Origin of the sequence: Streptomyces sp. Ag82_O1-12, from assembly GCF_900182715.1 — a bacterium.
In the GTDB taxonomy this organism is placed as follows: Bacteria; Actinomycetota; Actinomycetes; order Streptomycetales; family Streptomycetaceae; genus Streptomyces; species Streptomyces massasporeus.
The window spans coordinates 4,725,070-4,739,614 of record NZ_FXUW01000001.1 but is presented as its reverse complement, the minus strand read 5'-3'; the positions used below and the strand labels follow the sequence as shown (position 1 = coordinate 4,739,614).

Here is a 14,545-nt window from a genome sequence, read left to right as displayed (position 1 = left end):
GTCGTGCCGAATGTCCACCCCGGGGCAGCGGATTTCCGCCACCTCGACTCCACCGGTTCCACCGGGACCTGCCGCTGCCCTGGCCGTCCTCGACGTTGGTTCAGTGACTTCCGGCCAATCGGAAAACGACGCAACGGCGAACCGTTGGCCATATGTTAGCGATCGGTTGGCAAAGCCTGATGTGATCACTACATCGGATCTGGCCCGGCGGTGCGCGCGTCTGGACGCGCAACTCGGGGGAGTGTCGCCGCCGCGGCCGGATCCGGGTCCCGGTCGGCAGAGGTGATCGGCCGGGGCCTACTCAATCTCTCCGGCGGTCCCGCTCGATCGCCCCAGGGGGGCCTCTCAATCGCTCGCCCCCAGCGGAGTCGGAGCCCTCTCAATCGCTCACTCCGCCACCTGCACAGCGTCAGATGACGGGCGGCCGTCCCAGCCGGGTGAGCCGCCACACCGTCCGCCACCGCATCGGCCGCCGCTCCCCCGCCGGCTCCCGTACGCCTTCCACGAATCCGCCGAACCACGCCCGCAGTCCGGCGCCCGACCGGTTCCGGGCGAGGGTGAGCAGCACCCACACGCCCAGGTGGACGGGGACGAGCGCGAGCGGCAGCCGGCGGCGGGCCAGCCAGACCCGGTTGCGGGCGTTCACCCGGAAGTAGATGGCGTGCCGGGCGGGCGAGGTCTTCGGGTGCCGGAGCAGCAGCTCCGGCGCGTACAGGATCCGCCACCCGGCATCCACGGCGCGCCATGCGAGGTCGGTCTCCTCGTGGGCGAAGAAGAACTCGGCGGGCCAGTCGCCGACTTCGTCGAGCATCGCCATCCGCAGCGCGTGCCCGCCCCCGAGGAAGCCGGTGACGTAACCGCCGCGGAGGGGGTCCGAGTCGCCGATCCGGGGCACATGCCGTTGCTGCGTCTCACCGAGCTCGTCGGCGATGCGGAAGCCGACGATGCCGAGCCGCTCGTCGGCGGCGTACAGGTCCCGCACACGGCGCAGCACATCGGGGTCGACGAGCAGACCGTCGTCGTCCAGGTCCACCACGACGTCGATGTCACCGAACTCCCGCAGCCGTGCCAGGGCCGCGTTGCGCCCGCCGGGGCAGCCGAGGTTCTCGTCGAGCTCGACGGCGGTGACCTCGCCGGGCAGCGACAGCCTCCGGGCGAAGTCGGGCAGCGGGCAGCCGTTGCCGACGATGACGATCCGCTCGGGCGGCACGTCCTGTTTGGCCACGGACTCCAGCAGGGCGTCGACCTCGTCGGGCCGGTTGCCCATCGTCACCACGGCGACGGCGATCCTGGGCGCCCCCATGTCCTCACCTCGTACCGGTCGGCAGCTGACTGATTGACGGGCGATGCTAGCCGTTCACGGTAGGGACGCCTTGAGTACGCCTGCCGGACGGCGGTTCCCCTACGCCGTTCAGCGCAGGCGCCACCCGACCGGAGCGGGCACAGGATGTTGGGTGCGGCAGGGCACACGCTGCCTAGCGTGAAGGCACGAAAGGAAGGAGACCGGACGTGCTGGACCGGCTCAATCAGGCGATGGACCGGATCGAACGGAACCTCGCCCACACCGTGGACGTGGCGGACCTGGCGCGTACCGCATGCACCTCGGAGTACCACCTGCGCCGTATGTTCTCGGCCCTGTCAGGGATGCCACTGTCGGAGTACATCCGGCGCCGGCGGCTGACGGTCGCGGGCGCGGAGGTGCTGTCGGGGGACGCGACGCTGCTGGAGATCGCGGTCCGCTACGGCTACGGCTCGGGCGAGGCGTTCGCACGGGCGTTCCGCGCGATGCACGGCGTGGGCCCGGGCGAGGCCCGGCGCACCGGCGCCGCGCTCGTCTCCCAGCCCCGGTTGGCCTTCCGCCTCACCGTCGAAGGGAACAGCAGCATGCACTACCGCGTCGTGGACCGCCCGGCCTTCACCGTCACGGGCTTCAAGACCCGGATCCCCCTGATCCACTCCGGTCCGAACCAGGCGATCATCGACTTCGTCCGGGGCCTGGACAAGACTGCCGTGGAGGCCCTGGAGAAACTGTCCGACCAGGAGCCGGGGGGCGTCGTCGCGGTCTGCGACGACCTGGACCCGAGCCGCGCGGAGGGCACGGAACTCGACTACTACCAGGCCGTGATCACCTCCTCCCCGACCCCGGCGGGCGTCCCCGAGGGCACCACCGCCCTCCCTGTCCCCCCGGGCACCTGGGCGGTCTTCACCACCTCGGGACCGGCCCCCCAGGCCATCCAGGAGCTGTGGCGCGACGTGTTCACCGAGTGGTTCCCGTCCAACCCCTACCGCACCCGCCCCGGCCCGGAGATCCTCCGCACCCAGCTGTCCCCCGACGGCACGGAGGCGGACGCCGAGCTGTGGCTGCCGGTGGAACGCGAATCGACCCACTGACACCCGGACACACGCAAGAACCCCAGGCCGGAGTCCGTCCGACCTGGGGTTCTGGTGGAGCCGCCTTCGGGATTCGAACCCGAGACCTACGCATTACGAGTGCGTTGCTCTGGCCATCTGAGCTAAGGCGGCGCGCTGTCCACACTATGGTGCGATCAGCAACGACGGTAAGTCTACACAGTTTCGAAGGGTGCTCCGCACCAGCCCCGGAGGCAGGCCTTCCGGGGTCGGGAGCAGGGCTATGAGCAGCGCTTTCCGTCCGTGGGCGGGGTGCCGCGGAGCAGGTAGGCGTTGATCGTCCGGTCGATGCAGGAGCTGCCGCGGCCGTAGGCCGTGTGGCCGTCGCCCTCGTAGGTCAGCAGGCGCGCCGAGGAGAGCTGGCCGGCCAGGGCCTTCGCCCAGCGGTACGGCGTCGCGGGGTCGCGGGTCGTGCCGACCACGACGATGGGCGCGGCGCCCTTCGCCTCGATGCGATGCGGCTCGCCCGTGGCCTGCACCGGCCAGTAGGCGCAGTTCAGGGCGGCCCAGGCGAGGCCCCTGCCGAAGACCGGCGACGCCTTCTCGAACTCGGGCAGGGCCCTGCTCACCTCGTCGGGGGTGTCGAAGGGGGCCGGCAGGTCCAGGCAGTTCACCGCCGCGTTGGCGAACATCAGGTTGCTGTACGCGCCGTCGGCATCCCGCTCGTAGTAGCCGTCGGACAGGACGAGGAGTCCGGAGCCGTCGTTCTCCTTCATCGCGGACGTCAGCGCCTCGCGCAGCTGCTCCCAGGAGCCCTCGTCGTACATGGCCGCGATCACGCCGGTCGTGGCGAGCGACTCGGTGAGCCTGCGGCCGTCGGCGTCGCCGGTGGGGACGGGCCGCGTGTCCAGCTTCGCGAAGAACGCCTTGAGGTTCTCCCCGACCCGCTCGGGCGAGGTGCCCTTGCCGCCGAGTGGGCAGTCGGTCTGCCGTGCGCAGTCCTTCGCGAACGACCGGAACGCCGTCTCGAAGCCCGCCGTCTGTTCGAGGTTCAGCCGGCGGGCCGGCAGCGACGGGTCCATCGCGCCGTCCAGCACAAGCCGCCCCGCCCGGTCCGGGAAGAGCCCGGCGTACGTCGCCCCGAGGAACGTGCCGTAGGAGGCCCCGACGTAGTTCAGTTTCTCGTCGCCGAGTACCGCCCGCACGATGTCCATGTCCCGGGCCGCCTCCACGGTGGACACATGGCGCAGCAGCCGGGGCGCGTCCGCGCCGCAGCCCTCCGCGAACTGCCGGTACGCCGCCACCAGCCCGTCCGTCTCGTTGCCGTCGTCGGGGGTGGCGTCCGTCTGCGTGTACGTGTCCATGTCCGGCCCGTCCAGACACTTGACGGGCTCGCTGCGGGCCACGCCGCGCGGATCGACCGCCACCATGTCGTAGCGGGCCCGCACCTCGGCCGGGTAGCCGATGCCCGCGTACGCCTGCACATAGCCGATCGCCGAGCCGCCCGGCCCGCCCGGGTTCACGAGCAGCGAGCCCAGTCGCTTGCCGGGACCGGTGGCCTTCTTGCGGGTGAGGGCGAGCCGGACGTCACCGGACGACGGCTTGGCGTAGTCGAGCGGTGCCTTGAGGGTGGCGCACTCGAAGCCGGGGACACCGCAACCGCGCCAGGCCGGCTTCTGACCGTAGTACGACGTCAGCGCCGCGGGCGTGGCCTGCGGCAGCTCGACCAGCGCCGCCTCCGCCGCCGCTGAGGCGGCTGACGTCGTCGCGCTCCCGGAGGAGCAGGCGGAGATGAGCAGCGCGGCCGTGGCGAGCAGACCGGCGGCGGTTTTGGCCCGGTTTCGTGTCCTGCGGTGGAGACCACCGGAGCCGGAGGCGGAACGGGGGGTGCGCCGTGTGTCCATCCAGCGAGCGTAACTCTGGGCGACGAGATGGGTGCTGTGCGTGCGCGTTGTGCCTCGTACGAGTTACGGCGTCAACCCGGAGCCGCCCCGCCGGCGAACAGGTGCGGCGCCGTCAGGGCCGGGCCCTCTCCATGTGCGCGGCCGGACCAGCCGTCCGTGCTTCAGCCCGCTCTGAGCGCCATCGTCATCGCCTCCACCGCCAGCAGCGGCGCCACGTTGCGGTCGAGGGCGTCGCGGCAGGCGGCGATCGCCTCGATGCGGCGGAGCGTGGACTCCGGGGAGCTGCCGCGGGCGAGGCGCTCCAGGGCGTCCTCGGCGTCCGCGTTGGCGATGGCCACGCGCGAGCCGAGCTGGAGGGCGAGGACGTCGCGGTAGAAGGCAGTGAGGTCGGTCAGGGCGAGATCGAGGCTGTCACGCTGCGTGCGCGTTCTGCGGCGCTTCTGCTTGTCCTCCAGGTCCTTCATCACGCCCGCGGTACCCCGGGGCATGCGGCCGCCCTGGGCGGCGCCGAGAGCGGCCTTCAGCTCCTCGGTCTCCTTGGAGTCCGTCTCCTCCGCGAGCTGCTTGGCGTCCTCGGCGGCCGCGTCGACCAGCTCCTGGGCCGCCTTGAGCGCGCCGCCGATGTCCTCGACGCGCAGCGGCAGCCTGAGCACGGCGGCACGGCGTTCCCGCGCGGCCGGGTCGGTGGCCAGGCGGCGTGCCCTCTCGACGTGGCCCTGGGTCGCGCGGGCCGCCGCGGCGGCGACGCCCGGCTCGATGCCCTCGCGGCGGACGAGCATGTCGGCGATGGCGTCGACCCTCGGGGTGCTCAGGTTCAGGTGGCGGCAGCGGGAGCGGATGGTCGGCAGGACGTCCTCGATGGAGGGGGCGCACAGCAGCCAGACCGTGCGCGGGGCGGGCTCCTCCACGGCCTTGAGGACGGCGTTGGCCGACTTCTCGTTCAGCCGCTCGGCGTCCTCGACGAGGATGATCTGCCAGCGGCCGGTCGCCGGCGAGGTGAACGACTTGCGGACGGTGTCGCGCATGTCCTCGGCGAGGATCTGACTGCCGACGGCGGCGACGGAGGTGACGTCGGCGTGCGTGCCGATCAGTGCCGTGTGGCAGCCGTCGCAGAAGCCGCAGCCCGGGGATCCGCCGAGGGCGCGATCGGGGCTGACGCACTGCAGCGCCGCAGCGAACGCGCGGGCCGCCTGGTTGCGCCCGGCTCCGGGCGGGCCCGTGAACAGCCACGCGTGCGTCATCTTCGACGCCTCGGGCGGCGGGGTGCCGGTGACGGCAGCGGTGACCAGGGCGTCGGCGTCCCGGGCGGCAGCGGCCAGCTGCTCGCTCACCCGCTCCTGCCCGACGAGGTCGTCCCACACGGTCATGGGTCACGCCGCCCTTCCGTCACGTTCCGCGTTGCGAGATCCATTGTGGGGGCGACCACTGACAACGCCTGCCGCCGACCCCACCTCGCGGTCAGCGTCTGCCGGCCCGCCCGACCGTGCGGTCCGCAGGAGCCCCGAGTCCGGGCTCCCGCGGACGGTCCGCCGGAGGCGTCAGCGCCCCCGGCCACCCCTGCCGCGGCGGCCACGTCCCTCGTCCGGCTCCTCGTCGTGCGGCCCGAGCAGCTCGTCCGCCAGCGAGGGCAGGTCGTCCAGCGGCGTCTCCTCGGCCCAGTCGGACCGGCGGCGGCGCGGCGCCCCGTCGGCGTCGACCTGGGGCATCTCCCGCGTACGGTCCTCGGTGCCGTCGGGCCGGGGGGCCGGGTCGTCCTTCCGGAAGTACCCGGGCGGAACCCGGTCCGCCGGTTCGTCCCCGCGCACCGGCGGGAGGACAGCCGTCTCCTCGGCGTCCGCCGGCCGGACCGGGGGCAGCACCGCGGTCTCCTCGGCATCCGGCCGGACCGGAGGCAGTACCGCCGTCTCGTCGGCCGCACCGGAGGCGTCCCGGTCGGGCACTGGAGGCAGCACCTCGGTGTCGTCCCCGAAGCGAGGCGGAACCGGCGGCTTCGGCAGCTCGGCCGTCACCTCGGCCTCCGACCCGGCGGAGGCCCAGCCCGGACCCTGCTCGTCGTCCCGCACCGGGCGCAGCACGGTCGTGTCGTCCCCCGCACCCCCCGGTGCCACCACCGGCGTGGGCACGGTCGCCGCGTCCTGACCGGTCACGGAACCCGCGGTGCCCTTCGGAGCGGTGCTCCTCGGAGCGGTGATCTTCGGACCGGCCTCGGCCGCAGCCGCTGCCGCCTCGGCGAGCCGCCGGGCCTCCTCGGCCCGCAGCAGTGCCGCCTCGGCCTTGCGCTGCTTCTCCAGGCGGAGCGCCTCGGCCTCGGCACGCAGTCGCGCCTCCTCCTCGGCCTGCTTGCGGCGCCGCTCCTCGTCCGCCCTGCGGCGGGCCTCCTCCTCGGCGCGGGCCTTCTCCTCCGCGAGGAGCCGGGCCCGCTCCTCCTCGGCCTTCCGCTGCGCTTCCTCGGCCCGGCGCCGGGCCTCCTCCGCCTGCCGTTCGGCCTCGCGGCGCTGCGCCTCCTCCAGCTCGCGGCGCTTGCGCTCCTCCTCCTCGGCGCGCAGCTTGGCGAGCTGCTCCTGGCGCTCACGCTCCAGGCGCTCCTCCTCGGCCTTGCGGGCGGCCTCCTCCTCGGCCTTGCGGCGGGCCTCCTCCTCAGCCTTCTTCCGCGCCTCCTCCTGGGCCTTGATCTCGGCCTCGGACAGCGGCAGCACCTGGTCGAGCCGGTGCCGGATGACCGTCGTGACGGCCTCGGGCTCCTGGCCGGCGTCGACCACCAGGTACCGCCCGGCGTCGGCGGCGGCCAGGGTGAGGAAACCGGCCCGCACGCGCGCGTGGAACTCGGCGGGCTCCGACTCCAGCCGGTCCGGCGCCTCGGTGAACCGCTCGCGCGCGGTCTCCGGCGCGACGTCCAGCAGCACGGTCAGATGCGGCACGAGTCCGTTCGTCGCCCAGCGGTTGATCCGGGCGATCTCGGTCGGCGACAGGTCGCGGCCGGCGCCCTGGTAGGCGACGGAGGAGTCGATGTACCGGTCGGAGATGACGACCGCGCCACGCTCCAGGGCGGGTCGTACGACGGTGTCGATGTGCTCGGCGCGGTCGGCCGCGTACAGCAGCGCCTCCGCGCGGTGCGACAGGCCCGCGCTCGACACGTCCAGCAGGATCGACCGCAGCCGCTTGCCCACCGGCGTCGCACCGGGCTCGCGCGTCAGCACGACCTCGTGGCCCTTGGCGCGGATCCACTCGGCGAGCGCCTCGGCCTGCGTCGACTTGCCGGCGCCGTCGCCACCCTCCAGGGCGATGAAGAAGCCGGTGGCCGCGGCCCCCTGCTCGGGGTCGTCGCCGCCGAGCAGCGCGTCCTTCAGGTCCTGCCGCAGCGGCACACCGGAGCGGTCGTCGACCTTGGCCAGCACCAGCGCGGCGACCGGCAGCAGCAGGGCACCGGCCAGCATCAGCGTGAAGGCCGCGCCGCCGTGCGCGAAGACGAACTTCCCGCTCTCCAGCCGGTGCGGCCCGATCGCCGCCGCCACCAGCGGGGCGATGAGCGCGCCGAGCGCCACGCAGACCCGGACGACCGCGTGCAGATGCTCCGTCGTACGGGGGCGCCGGTACTCCTCGGCCTCCTGGTCGAGGAGGGTGTGCCCGATGTTGGCGGACAGGCCCGCGCCGACGCCGGCCAGCGCGAGGATCAGCAGCACGGTGGTGACGTCCGGGATCAGCCCGGCGGCCAGCAGGGCGACACCGGTGAAGGCGATGGTCAGCGCGAGCAGCCGGCGGCGCGACAGGGCGGGCACCAGGGCGGGCGCCGTACGGATGCCGACGACGACACCGCCGGTCAGCGCGGCCACGAACAGGCCGTAGAGCACCGGGCCGCCGCCCAGGTCCTTGGCGTGCAGCACGGCCACGGCGACGGCGGCCGCCACCGCCGCGGCGACGGCCGCGCAGGACAGGACCAGCAGCGGCATCGCGCCGGTGCGGCCCTTGTCGGAGCCGGTGCCGGTCTTCGGGCGGCGCAGTCCCTCGAGCGGCGACCGCGCGCGCGGCGTGCGCGTACCGGGCAGCTCCAGGAAGGTCAGCACGGACAGGGACGCGGCGAACAGCCCGGCGGCCACGTAGGAGGCGAGGGCCGCCTGGTGCTGGCCGAACCAGTCGATGCCGGCGCCCAGCAGGTTGTTGAACAGGGACGCGACGACCAGCGCGACGGCGGCGAGGGGGATCGCCACGAAGCCGGTGCGCAGGGACAGCCGGCGCAGTGCGTCCATGTGGTCGGGCAGCGGCCGGACCGTCGCCCCCTCCGGCGGCGGGGCGGGGAGCAGCGCGGGCGCGGCGCTCTCACGGCACACCGTCCAGAACCGCTCGGCGACCCCGGCGACGAAGGCCGTGACGAGGAGGACGGCCAGTGCGTTCTCCGGCGTCCAGTCGATCCACAGGGGCGCGACGATGAGCAGCGCGGCGCGCAGACCGTCGGCGCCCACCATGGTCCAGCGCCGGTCGAGCGGGCCGTCCTGCGAGGTGAGCGCGGTGAGCGGGCCGAGCAGAACGGCGCCGAACAGGAGCGTCGCGAGGATGCGCACCCCGAAAACGGTCGCCACTGCGAACGCCACGCCCCGGTAGCCGCCTCCGAAAGAGCCCTCGGCGATGGCCGCCTGAAGTGCCAGGAGAACCAGCACGAGAAGGGCGAGGGTGTCCCCCACGCCGCCCACGAGCTGTGCGCTCCACAACCGCTTCAGCTGCGGTCGTCGCAGCAGGGCGCGGACGGCACGCTCGCGGGAGTCCGCGACCAGGACGTCGTCGGGGGCGGGCTGAGGGGCCGTTGGGTGGTCGGCTCGCGTCATGCGTTCAGCCTATCGGGAGCCACCGACACCCTGGGGGGCGCGGTCTGGCATGCGCACGCCCCGACACCGAAGTGTTGCCGGGGCGTTCGCTTTCCGAACCCTGGGCGAAGATCCGGACGCGGTGGTCCGGGTTCGAACAGGGCTCGAACGACCTCAGTCCTCCGTGGACTTGGCGGCGGTCGCCGTCTTTGCGGCCGTCTTCTTGACGGTGGTGGTCTTCTTCGCCGTCGTCTTCTTCGCGGTCGTGGTCTTCTTCGCCGCGGTCTTCTTCGCCGTCGTCGTCTTCTTGGCCGGCGCCTTCTTGGCCGCCTTCTTCGCGGTCTTCTTCGCCGGCCCCTTGGCGCGCTTCTCGGCGAGCAGCTCGAAACCGCGCTCCGGGGTGATCTCCTCGACGCTGTCGCCGGAGCGCAGGGTCGCGTTCGTCTCCCCGTCGGTGACATACGGGCCGAAGCGGCCGTCCTTGACCACGACGGGCTTCTCGCTGACCGGGTCGGTGCCCAGCTCCTTCAGCGGCGGCTTGGCCGCGGCCCGGCCACGCTGCTTGGGCTGGGCGTAGATCGCCAGCGCCTCGTCCAGCGTGATCGTGAAGAGCTGCTCCTCGGCCTGGAGCGAGCGCGAGTCCGTGCCCTTCTTCAGGTACGGGCCGTAACGGCCGTTCTGCGCGGTGATCTCCTGGCCCTCGGCGTCGGCGCCGACGACACGCGGCAGCGACATCAGCTTGAGGGCCTCGTCGAGGGTCACCGTGTCGAGGGACATCGTCTTGAACAGGGACGCCGTGCGCGGCTTGACCGCGTTCTTGCCCGTCTTCGGGGTGCCCTCGGGGAGGACCTCCGTCACGTACGGGCCGTAGCGGCCGTCCTTGGCGACGATCGTGTGGCCGGTGGCCGGGTCCGCGCCCAGCTCGAAGTCGCCGCTCGGCTTGGCGAGCAGCTCCTCCGCGAGGTCGACGGTCAGCTCGTCGGGCGCCAGGTCGTCGGGGATGTCGGCGCGCTGGTGCTGCTCGGTGTCCTTCTCGCCGCGCTCGATGTACGGCCCGTAGCGGCCGACCCGCAGCACGATGTCGTTGGCCACCGGGAACGACGACACCTCGCGGGCGTCGATCGCGCCCAGGTCCGTCACCAGCTCCTTGAGGCCGCCGAGGTGGTCCCCGTCGCCGTTGCCGGCGTCGGCCGCACCGCCGCTGACCGTGCCCTCGCCGAAGTAGAACCGCTTCAGCCACGGCACGGACTGCGCCTCACCGCGGGCGATGCGGTCGAGGTCGTCCTCCATCTTGGCGGTGAAGTCGTAGTCGACGAGCCGCCCGAAGTGCTTCTCCAGGAGGTTGACCACGGCGAAGGACAGGAAGGACGGCACCAGGGCCGTGCCCTTCTTGAACACGTAGCCGCGATCCAGGATCGTGCCGATGATCGACGCGTACGTCGACGGGCGGCCGATCTCGCGCTCTTCCAGCTCCTTGACCAGGGAGGCCTCGGTGTAGCGGGCCGGGGGCTTGGTGGCGTGCCCGTCGACCGTGATCTCCTGGGCGCTCAGGGCGTCGCCCTCGGAGACCTGGGGCAGCCGGCGCTCGCGGTCGTCCAGCTCGGCGTTCGGGTCGTCGGCGCCCTCGACGTAGGCCTTCAGGAAGCCGTGGAAGGTGATCGTCTTGCCGGACGCGCTGAACTCGACGTCGCGGCCGTCGGCCGCCGTGCCGCCGATCTTCACCGTGACGCTGTTGCCGGTCGCGTCCTTCATCTGGGAGGCGACGGTCCGCTTCCAGATCAGCTCGTACAGCTTGAACTGGTCACCGGTCAGTCCGGTCTCGGCGGGAGTGCGGAAACGATCACCCGAGGGGCGGATCGCCTCGTGGGCCTCCTGCGCGTTCTTGACCTTCCCGGCGTACGTCCTCGGCTGCGGCGGCAGGTAATCGGCGCCGTACAGCTGCGTGACCTGGGCGCGGGCGGCGGCGACCGCCGTGTCGCTCAGGGTCGTGGAGTCCGTACGCATATAGGTGATGTAGCCGTTCTCGTACAGCTTCTGCGCGACCTGCATGGTGGCCTTCGCACCGAAGCCGAGCTTGCGGCTGGCCTCCTGCTGCATCGTCGTCGTACGGAACGGGGCGTACGGCGAGCGGCGGTACGGCTTGGACTCGACCGAGCGGACGGCGAACCGCGTCTGCTCCAGGGCGGCGGCCAGGGCGCGGGCGTTCGCCTCGTCGAGGTGGAGGGTGTTCGCGCTCTTCAGTTGTCCCAGGGAGTCGAAGTCGCGGCCCTGCGCGACCCGCCTGCCGTCGACGGTCTGCAGGCGCGCGACCAGCGACGACGGGTCCGACGAGTCCCCGGAGCGGCCGGTCGCGAAGGTGCCCGTCAGGTCCCAGTACTCAGCCGAACGAAAGGCGATGCGCTCGCGTTCCCGCTCCACCACGAGTCGGGTGGCGACGGACTGGACGCGGCCCGCGGACAGCCGCGGCATGACCTTCTTCCACAGGACCGGCGAGACCTCGTAGCCGTAGAGGCGGTCGAGGATGCGGCGGGTCTCCTGGGCGTCGACGAGCTTCTGGTTGAGCTCGCGCGGGTTGGCCACGGCGGCCTGGATCGCGGCCTTGGTGATCTCGTGGAAGACCATCCGCTTGACCGGGACCTTGGGCTTGAGCACCTCCTGGAGGTGCCAGGCGATGGCCTCGCCCTCGCGGTCCTCATCGGTGGCGAGGAAGAGTTCGTCGGACTCCTTGAGCAGGTCCTTGAGCTTCTTGACCTGCGCCTTCTTGTCGGCGTTGACCACATAGATCGGCTGGAAGTCGTGTTCGACGTCCACACCGAGGCGGCGGACCTCGCCGGTGTACTTCTCGGGCACCTCGGCGGCGCCGTTGGGAAGGTCGCGGATGTGCCCGACGCTCGCCTCGACGATGTAGCCGGGGCCGAGATAGCCCTTGATCGTCTTCGCCTTGGCAGGCGACTCGACGATGACGAGTCGGCGGCCGCCCTTCGCGGTCTCGCTGGTCGGGGACAACTTCGCTCTTCTCTCCGGTCGACGCTGGGGCCTCCCCGGAGTCGCTCACCGGGGCTGGGTACGTGGTGACGCTGCGGAGTGTGACGGTACATCCCGCCCCCGTGTCAAACGGGAAAAGCCCGCAACGGCCACTCGAACGGTAACCCGACTACCACCAATCCTGCCGCCCGGAGTACCGGGAGCAGGGCGGCCCCTGTGCGGAGCGCGACCCCCCGGTTACCGGCGGCTGCGTCGCCGGAGCCCGCCTCAGAGGCGGGTGAAGCACCACGTTCCGAGCGCCAGCGCGAGCACCGAGACGGCACCCGCGAGGGTCGCCGATGCGACGGGCCTCACACCTACGGCGATGGGCCGCTGCCGGCGCACGCAGATCACGGTCCACGCCAGTAGTCCGCCTCCGAACAGGGAGAACACCGCTCCCGCGAAGATCGCCGGTTCACTCTCCATGACCCGCCGTGCCCCTTTTCCCCTGTCCGCGCATCCCCAGCCACGGGAGGCTGACACGCACGGGCGGCGGGCAGGCGAACCCGAGGTGAACGCAGAGGCGACACGGCGGCGGATCAAGGGCGTCCGATTCCTCGTGACCCGTCTCGGACGAGGTGTTCAAATCGACTCGAATTTGTCGGCGAGTCTCCTCCACGACCCCCGGGACCGCCCCTGGGCAGTCCCTTCAGCCCCTTCAATCCCTTCAGTCCCATCAGCGGACCGGCTCCAGGAACCCCTGCTCGACCAGCAGCCGGATCTGGGCCGGGGTGCGGTCGCGCAGCATGACCGGGTCCTCGCCGATCAGCTGCGCGATGGCGTCGAGGATGCGGCCCGCGCTCATCGTGCCGTCGCAGACGCCCGCGAATCCCGCGCCGACGGTGTCCACCCGGGTCGCCCGGCGCATGCCGCGGTTCTGGCGCAGCACCACGTGCTCGGGATCCTCCGCGCCGGGCAGCCCGACCTGTTCCTGCACGATCTCGGCTGCGAGGCGGAAGTGTCCTTCGAGCAGGGCGGCGTCGTCGTGGTCGCGCAGGTGGTCGAGGCGGTCGAAGTGGGCCCGGATCGTGTCGCCGAGCGGCTGCTCGACCGGATGCGGCCACTCCTCCACCGTGAGCGACGGCACGGCGGCGCTCGTCCTGCGCAGGGTGATCCAGCCGAAGCCGACGGCCTTCACCTTGCGCGCCTCGAACTCGTCGAGCCATGCGTCGTACCGCGCCTGATACTCCGCCGCGTCACCCTGGTGGTCGCCGGCGTCACGCAGCCACAGCTCGGCGTACTGATTGACGTCCTGCACCTCGCGCTGCACGATCCACGCGTCGCAGCCCCGGGGCACCCATGACCTGAGCCTGTCCTGCCAGTCCTCCCCTTCCACGTGCTGCCAGTTGGCGAGGAACTGCGCGAACCCGCCCTCGTTCAGCCGCTCCCCTGCCTCCTGAACGAGCGTGCGGCACAGATCGTCCCCGCCCATCCCGCCGTCGCGGTAGGTGAGCCGGGCGCCGGGAGAGATGACGAAGGGCGGGTTGGACACGATCAGGTCGAAGGTCTCGTCGCCGCCGACCGGATCGAAGAGGGAGCCCTCGCGCCGCTCGACGGCCGAGGTGCCGGACAGCGCCAGCGTGAGGGCGGTGATGTGCAGGGCCCGCGGGTTGAGGTCGGTGGCCACCACGCGCGTGGCGTGCTGCGCCGCGTGCAGGGCCTGGATGCCGGAGCCCGTGCCGAGGTCGAGCGCTGCGCCGACGGGCGTACGGACGGTGATGCCGGCGAGGGTCGTGGAGGCTCCGCCGACTCCGAGGACGACCCCTTCCTCACGCCGGCCGATCCCGCCGGCGCCGCCGACCGCACAGCCGAGGTCCGACACGATGAACCAGTCCTCGCCGCCGGGCCCGCCGTAGGGCCGGACGTCCACGGTGGCGGCGAGTCCGTCCGCGCCGGCCCGGGTCAGCCAGCCGCTGTCCAGGCAGGCGTCCACGGGCAGGACCTCCGCCACGCGCGCGTGCGGCACGGGCTGCTGGAGCAGGAACAGCCGGACGAGCATCTCCAGCGGCGTGTCCCCGCGGGTCGCCCGGAGCGCGGGCACGGTCTCGCTCCGGGCCAGAGCCGCGTACGCGGGGGCGCCGAGCAGTTCGAGCAGTCCGTCGGCGGTGAAGGAGGCCGCGAGCAGGGCGTCCCGGAGCCGGGCGGCGACATCGGGACGGTCGGAGGCGGGCAGCGGGGGCAGGGGTGACTGGCTGGCGTTACTCACGCCCCCCATTGTGGCCGCCGGTGCGGGGGCCGCACCTGCCCCTGCGGCGGGACGGCACACATTCTTGCCTTACGGCACGTGTCCCGCCGCACGGCACGTGTCCCGCCGCACGGCATGTGCTCCCTCCCGCCGTACGGCGCGTGCTCTCGCCGCACGGCACGCGTTCGCGCCGCGCCCGCTCGGCACTCGCTCGCGCCGCGCGCGACACACGCTCCCGCCGTACGGCACATCAGACACCGGCGGTCACCTACGACTCAGCCGTCACG

8 protein-coding genes and 1 tRNA gene are annotated in these 14,545 nt (G+C 72.5%); 1 reads left to right on the top strand and 8 read right to left on the bottom strand.

Annotation, left to right across the window (positions count from 1 at the left end; genetic code table 11):
- Positions 1 to 409 precede the first annotated feature (409 nt).
- The gene (locus QOL88_RS21785) at positions 410 to 1,303 is read right to left on the bottom strand and encodes a glycosyltransferase family 2 protein (RefSeq protein ID WP_097218553.1); all 894 of its coding nucleotides are present in this window, start codon (positions 1,301 to 1,303) and stop codon (positions 410 to 412) included.
- A 206-nt stretch (positions 1,304 to 1,509) separates the two neighbouring features.
- On the opposite strand from QOL88_RS21785, the gene QOL88_RS21780 reads away from it, so the two are divergent.
- The gene (locus tag QOL88_RS21780; protein WP_283445901.1) at positions 1,510 to 2,391 is read left to right on the top strand and encodes an AraC family transcriptional regulator; all 882 of its coding nucleotides are present in this window, start codon (positions 1,510 to 1,512) and stop codon (positions 2,389 to 2,391) included.
- Positions 2,392 to 2,446: 55 nt separating this feature from the next.
- On the opposite strand, the gene QOL88_RS21775 is transcribed toward QOL88_RS21780, so the two are convergent.
- The 7 genes from QOL88_RS21775 to QOL88_RS21745 form a co-directional block, all read right to left on the bottom strand.
- Positions 2,447 to 2,523 (bottom strand) — tRNA-Thr (locus tag QOL88_RS21775).
- Between the two features lie 107 nt (positions 2,524 to 2,630).
- Positions 2,631 to 4,253 carry an alpha/beta hydrolase gene (locus QOL88_RS21770; RefSeq protein WP_097218550.1) on the bottom strand — a complete coding sequence of 541 codons (1,623 nt, stop codon included), beginning with the start codon at positions 4,251 to 4,253 and terminating at the stop codon, positions 2,631 to 2,633.
- A gap of 161 nt (positions 4,254 to 4,414) precedes the next feature.
- A complete protein-coding gene (locus QOL88_RS21765; RefSeq protein ID WP_097218547.1) occupies positions 4,415 to 5,620 on the bottom strand; it encodes a DNA polymerase III subunit delta' in 1,206 nt (401 codons plus the stop codon).
- Positions 5,621 to 5,791: 171 nt separating this feature from the next.
- Positions 5,792 to 9,070 carry a dTMP kinase gene (gene tmk / locus QOL88_RS21760; RefSeq protein ID WP_097218545.1) on the bottom strand — a complete coding sequence of 1,093 codons (3,279 nt, stop codon included), beginning with the start codon at positions 9,068 to 9,070 and terminating at the stop codon, positions 5,792 to 5,794.
- Positions 9,071 to 9,223: 153 nt separating this feature from the next.
- The gene (topA, locus tag QOL88_RS21755) at positions 9,224 to 12,055 is read right to left on the bottom strand and encodes a type I DNA topoisomerase (RefSeq protein ID WP_097218542.1); all 2,832 of its coding nucleotides are present in this window, start codon (positions 12,053 to 12,055) and stop codon (positions 9,224 to 9,226) included.
- Between the two features lie 246 nt (positions 12,056 to 12,301).
- Positions 12,302 to 12,499: a hypothetical protein gene (locus QOL88_RS21750; protein WP_097218539.1), complete on the bottom strand. Its 198-nt coding sequence runs from the start codon at positions 12,497 to 12,499 to the stop codon at positions 12,302 to 12,304.
- A 250-nt stretch (positions 12,500 to 12,749) separates the two neighbouring features.
- A complete protein-coding gene (locus tag QOL88_RS21745; protein WP_179878925.1) occupies positions 12,750 to 14,288 on the bottom strand; it encodes a DUF7059 domain-containing protein in 1,539 nt (512 codons plus the stop codon).
- Between the last annotated feature and the right edge of the window lie 257 nt (positions 14,289 to 14,545).

What these genes read in the sequence shown, in the direction of transcription:
- QOL88_RS21770 (WP_097218550.1), bottom strand. Translation starts at nt 4,253, where the DNA reads ATGGACACACGGCGCACCCCCCGTTCCGCCTCCGGCTCCGGTGGTCTC.
- QOL88_RS21745 (WP_179878925.1), bottom strand. Translation starts at nt 14,288, where the DNA reads ATGGGGGGCGTGAGTAACGCCAGCCAGTCACCCCTGCCCCCGCTGCCC.
- QOL88_RS21765 (WP_097218547.1), bottom strand. Translation starts at nt 5,620, where the DNA reads ATGACCGTGTGGGACGACCTCGTCGGGCAGGAGCGGGTGAGCGAGCAG.
- tmk (WP_097218545.1), bottom strand. Translation starts at nt 9,070, where the DNA reads ATGACGCGAGCCGACCACCCAACGGCCCCTCAGCCCGCCCCCGACGAC.
- QOL88_RS21750 (WP_097218539.1), bottom strand. Translation starts at nt 12,499, where the DNA reads ATGGAGAGTGAACCGGCGATCTTCGCGGGAGCGGTGTTCTCCCTGTTC.
- QOL88_RS21785 (WP_097218553.1), bottom strand. Translation starts at nt 1,303, where the DNA reads ATGGGGGCGCCCAGGATCGCCGTCGCCGTGGTGACGATGGGCAACCGG.